The organism is Pseudomonas sp. Z4-7, from assembly GCF_051131965.1.
GTDB lineage: Bacteria > Pseudomonadota > Gammaproteobacteria > Pseudomonadales > Pseudomonadaceae > Aquipseudomonas.
In genome coordinates, this window is record NZ_CP071642.1 from 2,902,559 (window position 1) to 2,915,860 (window position 13,302).

12 protein-coding genes are annotated in these 13,302 nt (G+C 62.3%); 8 read left to right on the forward strand and 4 right to left on the reverse strand.

Going from position 1 to position 13,302, the window contains the following annotated elements; all coding sequences use genetic code 11:
* Positions 1-192: 192 nt before the first annotated feature.
* Positions 193-474, reverse strand: a complete 282-nt coding sequence (locus J3P91_RS13235) for a fructose-bisphosphate aldolase (protein ID WP_434604737.1) — start codon at positions 472-474, stop codon at positions 193-195.
* 463 nt (positions 475-937) lie between these two features.
* Positions 938-2,077: an epoxide hydrolase family protein gene (locus J3P91_RS13240; RefSeq protein WP_434604739.1), complete on the reverse strand. Its 1,140-nt coding sequence runs from the start codon at positions 2,075-2,077 to the stop codon at positions 938-940.
* Positions 2,078-2,324: 247 nt separating this feature from the next.
* Here J3P91_RS13240 and tspO point away from each other — a divergent pair, with 247 nt between their 5' ends.
* Both tspO and J3P91_RS13250 read left to right on the forward strand, forming a co-directional pair.
* Positions 2,325-2,765: a tryptophan-rich sensory protein TspO gene (tspO, locus tag J3P91_RS13245; protein WP_305494863.1), complete on the forward strand. Its 441-nt coding sequence runs from the start codon at positions 2,325-2,327 to the stop codon at positions 2,763-2,765.
* Entirely contained in the window at positions 2,765-3,790 is a 1,026-nt protein-coding gene (locus J3P91_RS13250) for an alpha/beta hydrolase (protein WP_434604741.1), read from the forward strand. The genes tspO and J3P91_RS13250 overlap by 1 nt, the downstream gene beginning before the upstream one ends.
* On the opposite strand, the gene J3P91_RS13255 is transcribed toward J3P91_RS13250, so the two are convergent.
* Entirely contained in the window at positions 3,732-4,976 is a 1,245-nt protein-coding gene (locus tag J3P91_RS13255) for an acyl-CoA dehydrogenase family protein (protein WP_434568619.1), read from the reverse strand. The genes J3P91_RS13250 and J3P91_RS13255 overlap by 59 nt on opposite strands.
* Positions 4,977-5,357: 381 nt before the next feature.
* Between J3P91_RS13255 and sfnG the strand changes: the two genes are divergently transcribed.
* The 6 genes from sfnG (at position 5,358) to J3P91_RS13285 (ending at position 11,814) form a co-directional block, all read left to right on the forward strand.
* Complete coding sequence (gene sfnG / locus J3P91_RS13260) at positions 5,358-6,455, forward strand: dimethylsulfone monooxygenase SfnG (protein ID WP_434604743.1); 1,098 nt, start codon at positions 5,358-5,360, stop codon at positions 6,453-6,455.
* 13 nt (positions 6,456-6,468) lie between these two features.
* Positions 6,469-7,635 (forward strand): AMP-binding protein, encoded by a 1,167-nt coding sequence (locus tag J3P91_RS13265; protein ID WP_434604745.1) that lies wholly within the window; start codon positions 6,469-6,471, stop codon positions 7,633-7,635.
* Entirely contained in the window at positions 7,632-8,414 is a 783-nt protein-coding gene (locus J3P91_RS13270) for an ABC transporter ATP-binding protein (protein WP_434604747.1), read from the forward strand. Before J3P91_RS13265 ends, J3P91_RS13270 begins: the two co-directional genes overlap by 4 nt.
* 67 nt (positions 8,415-8,481) lie before the next feature.
* Positions 8,482-9,363 (forward strand): branched-chain amino acid ABC transporter permease, encoded by an 882-nt coding sequence (locus J3P91_RS13275; RefSeq protein ID WP_434604748.1) that lies wholly within the window; start codon positions 8,482-8,484, stop codon positions 9,361-9,363.
* Between the two features lie 9 nt (positions 9,364-9,372).
* Positions 9,373-10,440 (forward strand): branched-chain amino acid ABC transporter permease, encoded by a 1,068-nt coding sequence (locus J3P91_RS13280; RefSeq protein ID WP_434604750.1) that lies wholly within the window; start codon positions 9,373-9,375, stop codon positions 10,438-10,440.
* A gap of 48 nt (positions 10,441-10,488) precedes the next feature.
* Positions 10,489-11,814 (forward strand): ABC transporter substrate-binding protein, encoded by a 1,326-nt coding sequence (locus J3P91_RS13285; RefSeq protein WP_434604752.1) that lies wholly within the window; start codon positions 10,489-10,491, stop codon positions 11,812-11,814.
* 207 nt (positions 11,815-12,021) lie between these two features.
* Here J3P91_RS13285 and J3P91_RS13290 read toward each other — a convergent pair whose 3' ends face one another.
* A complete protein-coding gene (locus J3P91_RS13290; RefSeq protein ID WP_434604754.1) occupies positions 12,022-13,125 on the reverse strand; it encodes a sigma-54 interaction domain-containing protein in 1,104 nt (367 codons plus the stop codon).
* Positions 13,126-13,302: the final 177 nt, after the last annotated feature.

The following is a 13,302-nucleotide window of genomic DNA, read 5'->3' on the forward strand; positions in this document are numbered from 1 at the left end:
GCAATGAAGATGTTGGATGGGCTGGCCTCTTCGCGGGCAAGCCCGCTCCCACAGGGTCCTATGTGTACCGTGAGATCTGTGTCTGTCGAAAATCCAGTGTGGGAGCGAGCTTGCTCGCGATAGCGGTCGTTCAGTGACGAAAGTGTCTGACTTGGCACCGTCATCGCGAGCAAGCTCGCTCCCACAATGGAATCAGCCTTCGAGACCGCGTCGTTCAATGACGCCGAACACGTCGGCCACGTCCTGCACGAGGATCCGGGCAACGTTGGTCAGAGTGTTGATATCACTGATGGATGAGTCCCGCAGGCTGGAGCAAGCCACCAGCGTCAGGTAATCGAGCGTGGCGTGCAGCCGCTCGCTGACGCAGGCGTGGAGCTCGGGCAGTGGCGCGTGAGTGTCGATCAGCAGGACAGGGTAGGTAGTGGCGATCGGGGTGAGGGGGGTGTAGCGGGAAGATGCATGATTAGCGGTCATAAGGTTACTTCCTTCAAGAAAAAAGAAATGCCACCTTTTCGCTGCGAAACAAACGGGTGGCAGTTGCGCGCGGGTTCGCAGACCGAGGAAGGAAAACCCGGCAGACCCGAAGATCTCCCGCGCGCAACCGCCATAAAATGAACGCGGGCAAGTTTGCCTGAATTTCATTCGACGGTGCATTTCCTTTGCAGTCGGGCTGCGAAACCCAGCCACCAGCCAAAACCAGTGACGACCCAACTATAGAAGTCGATCCCAGCCCTCACAACCGACCTGTAGGACGCACACCGACCCCGTGGCGAGGGAGCTTGCTCCTGCTCGGTGGCGAAGCCGCCGCAAAACCAGGCGATGCGGCGTGCCTGACGAAATGGTGTAGCTGATTTGGGTCTGCTTCGCAGCCCAGCGGGAGCAAGCTCCCTCGCCACGGGTAGTCATTTCCTACAGGATTTGCAGACGGTCTTTTAGCTCAGCGCAAATCCCGAAAAAACGCCCGAATATCCTCCGCCAGCAACTCCGGCTGCTCCAACGCAGCAAAGTGACCACCGCGCGGCATCGGCGTCCAGCGCTTGACGTTATAGCCACGCTCCACCCAACTGCGTGGCGGCAGCGGCAGTTCCCTGGGAAACAGCGCGACCCCAAGCGGTGGTTTCACCCGCTCGCCGCTGTTGAACAGCAAGGGCCGCTTGCTGCCTTCCACATACGGGCGAAACGACGAACCGATGCAGTTCGTCAGCCAATAGAGCGTCACATTGGTCAGCAGCCATTCATGACTGATGGCGGGGCTCGTATCGCACCACGAGAGAATCTTTTCTCCCATCCAGGCCAGCAACCCCGCCGGAGAGTCGCTGAGGCCCACGGCCAGGGTTTGCGGTTTGGTCCGTTGGATGTGCGCATAGGCGCCTTCGGCTTCGCTGAAGGCCGCGGCGCGTTGCAGGTAAGCGGTTTCTTCTTCGCTCAACGGCGGATCGGTTTCGCCCAGGGGCGGGCGGTAGGCGCCGGGAATGTAGTTGAGGTGGATGCCGGTCAGTCGCTCGGGAAAGCGCATGCCCAACCAACTGGTTACAGCCGCGCCGACATCGCCGCCCTGGGCTCCGAACCGCTCATAGCCGAGCCCCGTCATCAGCTCGCTCCACAAACCCGCCGCCTCGAAAGGCCCGCAACCCGCCTGTTTGAACGGCGCGGAAAAGGTGTAGCCGGGCAAGGACGGCACCACCACATCGAACGCATCGGCTGGATCACCGCCATGGCTGGCCGGATCCGTCAGCAGTTCGATGATGCGCTGCATCTCGATGAACGACCCGGGCCAGCCGTGGGTGAGCACAAGCGGCATCGGATTGGGCCCGACGCCGCGCTGATGGACGAAATGAACCTGCTGCTCGCCGAGCGTGGCGACAAATTGCGGCAGGCGATTGAGCGCGGCTTCCTGGGCACGCCAGTCGAAGGTTATTGACCACTGGCGGAGGAGTTCTCCAAGCACGTCCATGTCCATGCCTTCGCTCCAGCCCTGACCGGCCAGTGGCACCGGCAGCCGAGTGTTTTGCAGGCGATGGCGCAGGTCATCAAGTGCGCTTTCAGGAATGTCGATGGAAAAAGGTCTGGCGAACATTTCTTGCTCCCAAGTGGGTGGCAGCTGCCCGCCCAGTCATGGGCCTAGCGTAGGCGATTTGCCGGATTCGCGGCAATTGATCGCGCCTGGCCCAGCGCTCAACCTTCCTTCCTGATACAACTGCCCCGAACGCGTTGAATTTTTACCAAGGCCAGCGAGTCTTTGAGAAGGACATGGCGATGAATCGCAACCAATCGCTGCCGATCATGCTCACCCCTCGACAACTGACCCCAGCCAAGGACGCCCAATGACCTTCTTTATTTTCCTCCTCGCCTGCTGCGCTGCGGCAAGCACCGGTGTCATTTTCAAACCGGGCCAGTGGTACGAATCCCTCGTCAAACCCCGCTTCACACCCCCCAACTGGTTGTTTCCCGTGGCCTGGACTGTCATCTACCTGCTGCTTGCCTGGGCCGGATATCGCTTGAGCCTGATCCCGGGGAGCCAATTCGTATTGGCTTTATGGGCGGCGCAGATTGCGCTCAATACTCTGTGGACTCCGGTGTTTTTCGGCGCCCATCAGGTCCTGGCCGGTATGGTGGTGATCACGCTGCTCTGGCTGGTCGTGGCCGTGATGGTGGTGTTGGCGTTGCGCCTGGACGTGATCACCGGGTTGATTCTGTTTCCTTACCTGGCGTGGCTTTGCGTAGCCGCTGCCTTGAATTTCTCGATCCTGCGCAATAACCGCTGATGAGCAGTCGCCCGTTGAACACCGCAAAGCTATGGCCAGCGGACGAAAATGAGCTGGCGCAGGTGCGCAGTTTCAACAGGAAACTGGCGTGGCTGCCACGCTTTCGCATCCGCAATCGTGTCACCCCGCGCCTCATTCAAGCGCTGTTGCGTGCCAGTCAGATCAACGGCGACGGCAAGTTGAACAAGCATGGGCTGGTGGCTGAAAAACGCCGGATAGGCAAGGGCGACGTCGCGGTCCCAGTGCGGATAATCCGGCCGAAAGGAAAAGCCAGAGGCGTCGTGCTGGATTTCCACGGTGGCGGCTGGGTCATCGGCAATGCCCAGATGAATGACCCGTTCAACATCGCCATGGTCCAAGAATGCGGGGTCGCGGTGGTCTCGGTGGATTATCGGCTCGCGGTCAGCACACCGGTGGAAGGCCTGATGGAGGATTGCCTCTCAGCAGCACGTTGGCTGTTGGGCGAGCAGGAGGAATTCGCCGATCTGCCGGTGATCGTCGTGGGTGAATCGGCTGGAGGCCACTTGGCCGTGGCAACGCTGCTGGCGCTCAAGCAATGGCCGGATTTGCTTGGGCGCATACGCGGTGCGGTGCTGTACTACGGCGTCTACGATCTGGCCGGGACCCCCAGCGTCCACGCCGCCGGCGCTGAGACGCTGGTGTTGGACGGGCCCGGTATGGTCGATGCCTTGCGCCTGCTGACGCCGGGCCTGAGCGATGAGGAGCGACGCCAGGCGCCGCTGTCGCCGCTCTATGGTGACTTCACGGGGATGCCAGCGGCGCTGCTGTTCACTGGCGAGTTGGACCCGCTCAGGGACGACACGCTTGGCCTGGCTGAGTTGTGGGGCAAGGCCGCTACGGTTGAAGCGCATCTTCTACCATCCTGCCCCCACGGGTTCATTCATTTCCCGACGGCGATCGCCGAGCGCGTGCTCAAGCACAGTCGGGACTGGATCACGGCCCGGCTCAACGCTGCTTCGACCCCCCACCAATCTGCCAGACATACGGCGGCTCCGTCCCGTTGATCTCCCAGTCGCCAATGATGCGTTCCTTGTAGATCAGCGGGTTGTGCGAAGCCGCCGTCCGGGCGTTACGCCAGTGGCGGTCGAGGGCTTTGCTGGTGCTGGTGGCGGAAGCGCCCAGTGCGTTGAACAGGTCGCTGGTGGCGCGCAGTGTCAGGTCGGCGACCGCCACCTGGGCCTGGGCCGATTCCAGTTCGGCGAGGAGGTTAGCGGTGTGTTCCTTCTCGGCGTCCAGGTCGAAGCGACTTTGATAGGCCCGCTGCGAGGCATCGGCGGCGCGCAGGGTGGTGGCTTCGGCGGCGTAGACCTGGGCCGAGGCCCTGCCGATGACTTGCTGAACTTGCACATCCTGGCTCACTTCACTGGCGTTGCCGGTGCTGAACACCCGCGTGCGCTGGCGCACCTGTTCGCTGATGTCGCGGACGGCGGCGCGCCCGGCGCCGGTCTGCACGGCGAGCAATACCAACTGGTAAAACGCGGTCTGATATTTGAAGCGGGTGGAGAAGTCGATGAGGTTTTCGTCTTCTACCACTGCGTTCTCGAATACTGACGTGCCGCTGCCCGTGGTCCGTTGACCGAAACCATCCCAGTCATCGCTTTGCCTGACGCCCGGCTGATGGACGCTGACGGCGGCGATCACGTCGGCGCCGGTGTCGTCGCGTTGGGCATACAGGTCGATCCAGTCGGCAAAGATGCTGCCGGTGCTGTAGTACTTGGTGCCGTTGACCACCCATTGGTCACCCTGGCGGGAAACCCGGGTGATGACCTGGCCAAGTTTCACCGCGCCGATTTCGGTCCAGGCGTTGCCCACCAGGTCACCGTCGACGAAGCGCTTGAACCAGACATCCTGTGGGCGGGTGGCATGGGCGTTGAGGCGATCCTCGACAAAGGCGAAGTGTCCGCGCAGCGCCTGGGGCAGGTTGGAGTCGGCTTCGGCCAGTTCGATCAGCAGTTGCAACAATTGCGGCAGCGAGGCGCCTGCGCCGCCATATTCGACCGGCACCCTTACGGCGCCGAAGCCCGCTTCCTTTAGCCATTTCACTTGTTCGAAAGGCAGGCTGCGGGTCTGTTCGCGTTCCAGCGCCCCGGCGTGGATACGCGCGAAAATCGGCCGAAAGCGCTCGGCCAGGGCTTCGTAGTGGGTGCCGGTGGACAGGACATGCGGCAGGTATTGTTGCTGTGCGGTCATGGCGGTGTTCCTTCTGAGGAAATGAGGGCGGGCAAGGCCAAGGCCTGCCGTTGCCGACAGCCATTGCACGCTCCATGCCGCTGCTCGAAGCCAATGAAAACAAGGGGTTTGCCGGGTTTCCCGGCATAAATGCTGTCGTCCCGCGGGCAATCTGTCCGGCGGCTGTTCGGCAGGCAACAGTCCACCTTTTGCGCGGCAGTACGCCGGGTGTTGGCTGTGCAACAGCGATCCAGCAGCTTGCTCGCCGCACGACAGTGGCAAAACTTAGCAGGCGAATTAAGTGACTGGAAATAAAGGGAAAAACCAAGTGGCACGGTTGCTGCTCTAGCCGTTGTACAAAGGCGACGACGCCTATATCTCAACGAGCCGGGAGTACACGCAATGAGCCAGGACACGATCAAGTTTGCCTACTGGGTGCCCAACGTCAGCGGCGGGCTGGTGGTCAGCAAGATCCCGCAGCGCACCGACTGGGGGATCGATTACAACCGCAAGCTGGCGCAAATCGCCGAGGATGCCGGCTTCGACTATGCCCTGACCCAGATCCGTTTTACCGCCGGTTATGGCGCCGAATACCAGCACGAATCGGTGGCGTTCAGTCACGCGTTGCTGGCGGCCACCACGCGCCTGAAAGTCATCGCGGCGGTCTTGCCAGGGCCGTGGACGCCTTCGGTGCTGGGCAAGCAGATCGCAACCATCGACCAGCTCACCGGCGGCCGCGTGGCGATCAACGTGGTGTCCGGCTGGTTCAAGGGCGAATTCACCGCCATCGGCGAGCCCTGGCTGGAGCACGATGAACGCTATCGCCGTTCCGAGGAATTCATCACCACGCTCAAGGGCATCTGGACCACCGACAACTACACCTTCGCCGGTGATTTCTATCGCTTTCGCGACTACACGCTCAAGCCCAAGCCGCTGCAGCAGCATCCGGAAATTTTCCAGGGCGGCAGCTCACGGGCGGCGCGGGACATGGCTGCGCGGGTGTCCGACTGGTACTTCACCAACGGCAACACAGTGGAAGGGGTCAAGGCCCAGGTCGATGACCTGCGGACCAAAGCGGCGGCCAACAACCACAAGGTGAAGGTCGGCGTGAACGCCTTCATCATTGCCCGCGATACCGAGGAAGAGGCCCGCGCGGTGCTGGCCCAGATCATCGACCAGGCCGACCCGGAAGCCGTCAACGCTTTTGGCGACGCGGCAAAACAGGCCGGCAAGGCCAGCCCCGAAGGCGAGGGTAACTGGGCCAAGTCCAGCTTCGAAGACCTGGTGCAATACAACGACGGTTTCAAGACCAACCTGATCGGCACACCCCAGCAGATTGCCGAGCGCATCGTCGCCTTGAAAGCCGTGGGAGTGGACCTGGTACTGGCCGCGTTCCTGCATTTCCAGGAGGAAGTCGAGTATTTCGGCAAGCGGGTCCTGCCGCTGGTGCGTGAGCTGGAGCAGGGGAAATTGACGGTCAAGACGGCGGCGGTCGCTTAGGCGGGGAGGCAGCATGGGCACGCTCACTGAATCCTTCGACACGTTGCCTCATTGGCTGCATCGACAGGCGCTGGAGCACGGTACGGACGTCGCCCTGCGCCACAAGCACCTTGGCGTCTGGCAGGTGCGGACCTGGCGGCAGCTGGCCGATGAGGTGCAGCGCCTGGCGAGTGCTCTGCAAACTCGGGGATTCTCGGTGGGCGCGACCCTGACGATCAACAGTCGCCCGACACCACAGGCGATCGTGGCGGCGTTGGCGGCGCAATGGCTGGGTGGTACGGCGAGCCTGTTCGATCCGTTGGACGGAGTCGCGGGGCAGGTCGAACTGCTCGGCGAATTGCAGCCGGATTTTGTGCTGGCCGAGGGGTGCGACGAATTGTCGCGTCTAGGCGCGGCGCAGGTGGCCCCCGGCGTGGTGATTTACCTGGACAAGCGCGGACTGTCAGGCTCGGTCGCGTTTGATCAGGCGCTGGATTACGCCACGTTGATCGAGGCGAGGACGCTCGATGAACGCGTCCCGCTGGCACATGCGCAGCAAACGGCGTTCGTTTTCTATCGCCGGGGGCCACAAGCCATCGAGCAACAATGCATCAGCCACGCCGAGCTGTTGCAACACGGGCAGCAACTGGTACAGCGCGAAGGACTGCGACGGCAGGAGGAAGCATTGGCGGCGCGCGGTTTCGCCTCGGGCGACCAGGCGCGGTATCTGCTCGCGCCCTGGCTGATCGCCGGTTTTCGCTTGAACTTCCCGGAAAACCTGGCGACCCGTGACCGCGACCGACGTGAGTTGGGCCCGACGCTGGTGGCCGGTACCCCGGAAACCTACGAGCGTCTGCACGGCTATGTGCTGGAGCGCCTGCCGGCACCGGGCGATGGGGCACGCAGACTGGTGGATTGGGCCCTGGCGGCACGTCCGGGGCCGTTGCGAAGGTTCATCGGTCATTGGCTGGTGCGCCGGCCTCTGCGCGACGTGCTTGGGTTTTCACGAATCCACGCACCGTTGCTTGTGGGTGATGCGCTAAAGCCTGAGACCCAGGCATTTTTTGACGCCCTGGGTATCAACGTCCGCCAGTGGGAGGGTGCGGCCCATTGGGAGGTGCCGACGATTTCGCTGGCGTCCACTACCAACGAACGGGACGAACGCCAATCAAAACGCGCCTGGAAGGAGGCGACCACATGACCCGAACGGCCGCCACGCAGCTCCTGGAGCTGGACAACATTTCGCTCTCATTCAAAGGCGTCAAAGCGATCACCGACATCAGCTTCAGCGTTGCCGCCGGCGAGATCTGCGCCTTGATCGGTCCCAACGGCGCCGGCAAGAGTTCATTGCTCAACATCATCAGCGGGGTCTACCAACCCCAGCAAGGGCGCATACGTTTCGACAATCGCGAGCGCCGCGGCATGCGCGCCCACGACGTGGCGGTGCGGGGCGTCGCCCGGACGTTCCAGAACATCGCGCTGTTCAAGGGCATGAGCGTGCTCGACAACGTGCTCACCGGGCGCAACCTCAAGCGTCGCAGTACCTGGATCGAGCAGGCGTTGCGTATCGGGCGGGCCGGTAAGGAGGACGACAGCCAGCGCGAAGCGGCCGAGCGGGTCATTGAGTTCTTGCGTTTGCAGCCGTGGCGCGAAGCATGGGTGGGCACCTTGCCTTACGGTTTGCAGAAGCGCGTGGAGCTGGCCCGCGCCCTGGCGGCGGAGCCGCGGTTGTTGCTCCTCGACGAGCCCATGGCGGGCATGAACGCCGAGGAGAAACAGCTGATGAGCCGATTCATTGTCGACATCAACCGTGAGCTGGGCACTACGGTGGTGTTGATCGAGCACGACATCGGCGTGGTCATGGACATCAGCGACCACGTGGTGGTGCTCGATTACGGTCGCAAGATCGGCGACGGCGCCCCGGATGTGGTGCGGCAGAACCCCGAAGTCATTTCGGCTTACCTCGGCACCCGACACTGATTTTTGCAATTCGACGCCTTTCCGTCAGGAAGGGTCGGCAAGCTGCGCCCGCAAAACAGGAAACGCTATGGAATTTTTCTTTGAAGTATTGATTGGCGGGCTGCTGGCCGGGGTGATGTACGCCTTGGTGGCCATCGGTTTTGTGCTGATCTACAAGGCCTCCGGGGTGTTCAACTTCGCCCAGGGGGCGATGGTGCTGTTCTCGGCGCTGACCTTCGTCAGCCTGCTGGAGCGCGGCGTGCCGTTCTGGCTGGCGTTCCTCATCAGCCTGGCGGCCATGCTGCTGATCGCCGTGGCAGTGGAGCGTGTGGTGTTGCGCCCGTTGGTCAATCGATCGCCGATCACGCTGTTCATGGCCACCCTTGGGCTTTCCTATGTCATCGAAGGGTTCGCCCAGGGGCTGTGGGGTGCCCAGGTGCATGGCCTGGATCTGGGCATCAGTGATGAACCGTTGGAACTGGGCGGAATGCTGCTGTCGCAGTTCGATATTTTCGCCGCACTGACCGCCGCGTCACTGGTGGCGCTGCTGTCCTGGCTGTTCAACAAGACCCGCTTGGGCCTGGCGCTACGGGCGGTGGCGGATGACCCGCTGGCGGCGCTGGCCGTGGGTATTCGCTTGCAGCGGGTCTGGGTCGTGGTGTGGACGGTGGCGGGGTTCGTCGGGCTGGTCGCCGGCCTGCTCTGGGGCGCTCGCCTGGGGGTGCAGTTCTCGTTGTCGCTGGTGGTGCTCAAGGCCTTGCCGGTGTTGATCATCGGCGGGTTCACCTCGATCAGCGGGGCGATTGTCGGCGGGCTGATCATCGGCGCTTCGGAAAAATTGGCGGAGGTATATCTCGGGCCGTTCATCGGCAGCGGCATTGAAAACTGGTTTCCCTACGCACTGGCGCTGCTGTTCCTGCTGGTGCGTCCGGCCGGGCTGTTTGGCGAACGCGCCATCGAACGGGTCTAGGAGAACAGCATGTTTTATCGAGAAGCAGGCCAGTTCAACACCCGTTATGCCGAAGACCGCCGGATCTTTGCCTTGCGCCAGGATCGCCACGGGCTGGCGGCGCTGCTGTTGGTTGCATTCGTCGTGGTGCCGTGGCTGGGCAATGACTACTGGCTCAGCGCGATATTGATTCCGTTTCTGGTGCTGTCCCTGGCCGGGTTGGGGCTCAATCTGCTCACCGGTTACGCCGGGCAGTTGTCCCTGGGTTCTGCGGCGTTCATGGCCGTGGGGGCGTTCGCCACCTACAACCTTGAAGTGCGTGTCGGCGGTTTGCCGTTGTTGTTCAGCATTGCCTTGGGCGGGCTGACGGCGGCGCTGGTGTCGCTCCTGTTCGGCCTGCCGAGCCTGCGCATCAAGGGCTTCTATCTGCTGGTCTCGACATTGGCGGCGCAGTTCTTCGTGACCTGGACGCTGACCCGCTTTGGCTGGTTTTCCAACGACAGCGCGTCGGGGGTGATCAGCGCGCCGCGCCTGGATATTTTCGGCGTGAACCTGGACGCGCCGGCCGGCCGTTATCTGCTGACCCTGACGGTGGTGGTGGCGCTGTTCTGGCTGGGCAAGAACCTGGTAAGCAGTGAGTTGGGACGCCAGTGGATGGCCGTGCGCGACATGGACACGGCCGCGGCGGTGATCGGCATTCCCCTGGCGAAAACCAAGCTGCTGGCCTTTGCCATCAGCGGCTTTTACCTCGGCGTGGCCGGCGCGCTCTGGGCCTTCGCCTATCTGGGCACCGTCGAACCCCATGGCTTCGATCTCAATCGCTCATTCCAGATCCTGTTCATCATCATTATCGGCGGGCTCGGCAGCTTGCTGGGCAACTTCCTCGGGGCGGCCTTCATCGTGCTGTTTCCGGTGCTGCTTTCCAACCTGGTGTCGCTGCTGCCCGGCGGGCTGATCGATGCCGGCCAGGTGGAAAACCTGCAAAAAATGTTTTTCGGCGCGCTGATCATCCTGTTCCTGATCAAGGAACCGGAGGGCCTTGCGCGCCTCTGGCAGCGACTTCGCCAGCGTGCGCGGCTGTGGCCGCTGCGCTACTGAACAGCGCCACCGTTGACTTCTCTATGGCTTCATAACAAGGAAAATCCGATGTTCAAACGATCAATCGCCAGCACCCTCGCACTGGCCCTGAGCCTCACCGCCGCCGCGTTCACCGTGCAGGCGGACAACGAGCAATATTTCCCGCTGCAAAGCTATCGCGTCGGTCCCTATGCGGCCGGCGGCACGGGGTTTTTTGGCGGGTTCATCGACTACCTCAAGTACGTCAACGCCAACGGCGGCGTGAACGGGGTGAGGCTGACCTGGAGCGAATGCGAAACCGAGTACGTGGTAGAGAAGGGCGTCGAGTGCTACGAGCGCCTGAAGAAAGGTTTGAATGGCGCACCGGCGGCTGCGACCAACCCGCTGTCAGTGGGCATTGCCTACGCCACGCTGGAGCGCTCCACCGCCGACAAACTGCCGCTGATCACCATCAACCACGGCCGCACCGACTCCACCGATGGCAGCGTGTTTCCCTATGTCTTCCCGCTGCAATTGAACCCGTACTCCGAGGTGTCGGCGATCATCAACTACATCGGCCAGCGCGCCGGTGGGCTGGACAAGCTCAAGGGCCTGAAGATCGCCACCCTGTACCACGGCTCGCCGTACGGCAAGGAAACCAACGAGGTGTTGCAGACCCTGGCGGATAAATACGGTTTTGCGCTGACCTTGCTCGAAGTGCCGCATCCGGGCAACGAGCAACAGTCGCAGTGGCTGAATATCCGACGGGAAAAACCCGACTGGGTAATCCTGCGCGGCTGGGGCGTGATGAACCCGGTGGCGCTGAAAACCGCGCAGAAAGTCGGGTTCCCGGCCGATCACATCATCGGCAACATCTGGAGCAACTCCGAGGATGACGCCGCGCCGGCCGGTGCTGCGGCCAAGGGTTTCATCGCGATCACGACGCACCCGTCAGGCACCGGTTTCCCGGTGCTGCAAGGCATCAAGAAGGACGTGGTCGACGCCGGCCATGGCGACCTGGCTGATCCCAAGCGTTTCGGCACGGTGTATTACAACCTCGGCGTGGTCAACGGCATCCTCAACGTCGAGGCGCTGCGCATTGCCCAGCAGAAGTTCGGCCAGCAACCGTTGACCGGCGAGCAGGTGCGCTGGGGCTTCGAGAATCTCAAGCTCGATGATGCACGTCTCCAGGAGCTGGGGGCGCTGGGGTTGGTGCAGCCGTTGCAATTGTCCTGCTCGGACCACGAGGGCGGCGGCGCGGTGCGCTTCCAGCAGTGGGACGGCACGCAGTGGAAGCTGATCAGTGACTGGGTGCAGGCCGACCGCGCGTTGCTGCGGCCGATCATCGAAGCGTCTTCGCAGCAATACGCCAAGGAAAAAGGCATCACGCCGCGCGATTGCAGCAAGGAATCCTGACGACTTGGGTCGCTTTTTGCGAAAGCCGCCCGGCGTGGTGATGGCCTTTCGTCCAGACAGCGAACCCGTGGCGAGGGAGCTTGCTCCCGCTGGGGCGCATAGCGCCCCCAATGCAGCTGATTGAGTGGATCTGACATCACAGCGACAGGTTGGGGCTGCTTCGCAGCCCAGCGGGAGCAAGCTCCCTCGCCACAGGTGAACGTTGGCTCAGGTTGAAAGGTTGACCACCCGACCATCGCGCGTACTCAGCGCCGGGCGCCGTTTGTTGACCACCAGCTCGCCGATCCGGATCAGCAGGCTGCGGGTGACGTTGCGGCTCAGGCCCAACAGGCTTGCGGTGTGGACCTGGTTGCAACTGGCGTAGCGGTAGGCGGTGCGCAGCAGGGCCGCTTCGACTTTTTCATAGACATCGCCGTGCGCTTGCTCAAGCAGTTGCTCGAAGGCCTTTTCCAGCAGTGCCTCGGTGGTTTGCGGCGTGTTGTCCTGGGACGCGTCCTGGCGCTCGATGCGAAAGTTCGAAAGGTGCAGATCCTGCACGCCGATCACCTTGTTGCGGCAGATCAGCAAGGTGTGATGGATGACGTTTTCCAGTTCGCGAATATTGCCCGGCCACGAGTAGTCGAGCAGTTTGCGCTGGGCCTGGGCATCCAGCGTCACCTCGCCATGACCGAGCCTGCGGCTGTACTCGGCGACGAAATGGCGAATCAGCGGCAGGATGTCGCCGGGACGCTCGCGCAACGGCTTGAGCACCAGGCTGACCACACTCAGTCGGTAATACAGGTCTTCGCGAAAATGCCCGGCGTTGATGGCTTTTTCCAGTTGCACGTTGGTGGCCGCCAGCACCCGCACATTGATCCTGATAGGCTTGCGCGAGCCGAGGCGGACCACTTCGCGCTCCTGTAGAACGCGCAGCAGCTTGACCTGGATCGGCAATGGCAGGTCACCGATTTCATCGAGGAACAGCGTGCCGCCGTCGGCTTCTTCGAACCACCCGGCCTTGGCGGTCAAGGCGCCGGTGAACGCGCCTTTTTCATGGCCGAACAACTCGGCCTCCACCAGCGTCTCGGAAAACGCCCCGCAGTTCACCGCCACGAACGGTTTGTCGCGTCGAGCACTGAGGTTATGGACGTGGCGGGCGACCAGCTCCTTGCCAGTACCGGTCTGGCCAATGATCAACACGCTGGCGTCACTGGGCGCGACTTGCTGCAAGTGCGTCAGCAGTGCCTGGGAGCTGGGATCGGCGAACACTTGGGCCGTGGCGCGGATCGAGGTAGCCAGGCCGGGGGAGGGAGGAAGCGTAAGAAGCTGCATGACGGTGGCCCGTTTATGAGAGTGCGGTGATGATTGGGTGAGGACCAACGCTCCTTGGTGGTATCACCGTGCGAAGCCATTGGGCTTAAGGCTTAATCTAAATGATCTAAAAAAAATAAAACAAATAACATAGAGTTATATGCTTAAGGCGATGAGCCGCCTTCGTCGTCAGCCGCA